This window comes from Xenophilus sp. (assembly GCF_044462705.1).
In the GTDB taxonomy this organism is placed as follows: domain Bacteria; phylum Pseudomonadota; class Gammaproteobacteria; order Burkholderiales; family Burkholderiaceae_C; genus Xenophilus; species Xenophilus azovorans.
In genome coordinates, this window is record NZ_JBIQNC010000351.1 from 1 (window position 1) to 2,502 (window position 2,502).

Annotated in this window: 1 protein-coding gene and 1 pseudogene; both read left to right on the top strand. The window is 74.8% G+C overall.

What is annotated here, in order from left to right; translation table 11 throughout:
* A pseudogene (locus ACIY1X_RS26000) lies at positions 1-923 on the top strand (polyamine aminopropyltransferase); the annotation flags it as partial.
* On the top strand, positions 923-2,502 hold a 1,580-nt coding region (locus ACIY1X_RS26005; RefSeq protein WP_399686453.1), incomplete at its 3' end, for an FAD-dependent oxidoreductase. The pseudogene ACIY1X_RS26000 and the gene ACIY1X_RS26005, both read left to right, overlap by 1 nt.

The window sequence follows — 2,502 nt, forward strand, 5'->3', positions numbered from 1 at the left end:
ACCAGGACCGCATCGTCTTCGCCGCCAGCTCGCCCTACCAGCGCATCGTCGTCACCCGCGGCAGCGCCGGGCACCGGCTGTTCCTCAACGGCAACCTGCAGTTCGCCGAACGCGACGAGTACCGCTACCACGAAGCGCTGGTGCATCCGGTGATGGCGGCGCAGGGCGCGCCGAAGAAGGTGGCGGTGCTCGGCGGCGGCGACGGCATGGCGGTGCGCGAGGTGCTCAGGTACCCGTCGGTGGAGCAGGTCACGCTGGTCGAGCTGGACCCGAACATGACGCGGCTCTTCACCGGGCACGAGACGCTGGCCGCGCTGAACGGCCATTCGCTCGCCTCGCCCAAGGTGAAGGTCGTCAACACCGACGCCTTCAAGTGGCTGCAGCAGGGGGGCTCGAGCGCCGCCGGGCCGCCCCAAGGCGCGAGCGCCCCCTCGGGGGGCAGCGAACCACGCGAAGCGGGGAGCGTGGGGGCCGACGATCTCTTTGACGTGATCGTCGTCGACTTCCCCGACCCCACCAACTTCGCCATCGGCAAGCTCTTCACCAACAGCTTCTACGCGCTGCTCGACAAGCGCCTCGCGGCCAGCGGCTACGCGGTGATCCAGACCACCTCGCCGCTGGTGGCGCGCAGGAGCTTCTGGACGGTGGTGCAGACGGTGGAGTCGGTGGGCCTCACCGCCACGCCCTACCACGCGCACGTGCCCAGCTTCGGCGAATGGGGCTTCGTCATCGCCAGCCGCCGGCCCTGGCGGCTGCCCGAGGCCCTGCCGCCGGGCCTGCGCTTCCTCTCGGCGCAGACGCTGCCGCTGCTGTTCGACTTCCCCCGCGACATGGACCGCGTGCCGGCCGAGGTCAACCGCCTGTCGAACCAGGTGCTGGTGACGACCTACGAGCAGGAGTGGGGCAAGGTCGTGGGGCACTGATGCGCCGCCGCGACTTCCTCGGTGCCGGCGCGGGCGCCCTTGCCCTGGCCGGCTGCGACGCGACGCCCGACATCGAGGGCGGCTTCACCGGCATCGACGTCGCGCGCGGCCACGCGCTGCGCGACGGCCGCTGGCGCGATGCGCCGCCGGCCGAGACGCGCCGCACGCGCGTCGTCATCGTCGGCGGCGGCGTGGCGGGGCTGGCAGCGGCGCGGGCGCTGCGCCTGGCCGGCGTGGACGACGTCGCGCTGCTCGAACTGGAGGACGAGGCCGGCGGCAACGCGCGCGGCGGGCGCGTCGGCGGCATCGCCTGCCCGCTCGGCGCGCACTACCTGCCCACGCCGGGCGACGACGCGCGCGAGGTGCAGGACCTGCTGGAGGAGCTGGGCCTGCGCCGGCGCGTGGCCGGCCGCTGGGAATACGACGAGCGCCACCTGTGCCACAGCCCGCAGGAGCGCCTGTTCTTCCGCGGCGAATGGCAGGACGGCCTGCTGCCCCTGCACGGCGTGGACGAGGCCACGCTCGCGCAGTACCGCCGCTTCGCGCGCCGCGTGGACGCACTGCGCCGCGCCGCGCACTTCGCCATCCCGACGCTGCGCGCGCCGCTGGCGCCCCTGCTGCTCGAACTCGACGCCCTGCCCTTCGCCGCCTGGCTGGACCGCGAGGGCCTGTCCGATCCGCACCTGCGCTGGTACCTCGACTACTGCTGCCGCGACGACTACGGCGCCGGCCTCGCGCACGTCTCGGCCTGGGCCGGCCTCCACTACTTCGCCAGCCGCCACGGCTTCCACGCACCGGGCGAGGACGACGACGGCGAGCGCGACGCCGTGCTCACCTGGCCCGAAGGCAACGGCTGGCTCACCCGCCGCCTGGCCGCGCCGCTGGGCGAGCGGCTGCATGTCGGCCAGGTGGCCGTGCGCATCGCCGAGACGCGCGGCGGCGTCGAGGTCGATGCGTGGGACGCGCGCGCGCAGCGCCTCGTGCGCTGGCAGGCCGCGCAGGCCGTCGTCGCCCTGCCCGTCTTCGTCGCCGCGCGCATCGTCGAAGGCGCGCCGTCCTTCCTGCGCGAGGCCGCCGCCCGGGTGCAGCACGCGCCCTGGCTGGTCGCCAACGTGCACCTGCGCGCGCCGCTGCAGGACCGCCCCGGCGCCGCGCCGAGCTGGGACAACGTGGTGTACGGCGCACGCGGCCTGGGCTACGTGGACGCCAACCACCAGGCGCTGGATCCGACGCCGCGCGCCACCGTCCTGAGCTGGTACCGGCCGCTGGGCCCCAGCGCCCTCGACGGCGCGGACGTGGCCGAGGGCCGCCGGCGGCTGCTCGATGCGCCCTGGACCGCCTGGCGCGACGAGCTGCTGGCCGAGCTCGCCGTGCCGCACCCGGACCTGCCGCGCCTGGCTACGCGCATCGAGGTCACCCGTTACGGTCATGCGATGGCCGTGCCCTCGCCCGGGCTGCTGGCGCGCATCGGCGGCCTGCCGCACCGGGCCGGCCGCCTCCTGTTCGCGCATGCCGACTGGTCGGGCTACTCGATCTTCGAGGAGGCGTTCACGCGCGGGCACCTGGCCGGCACGCTCGC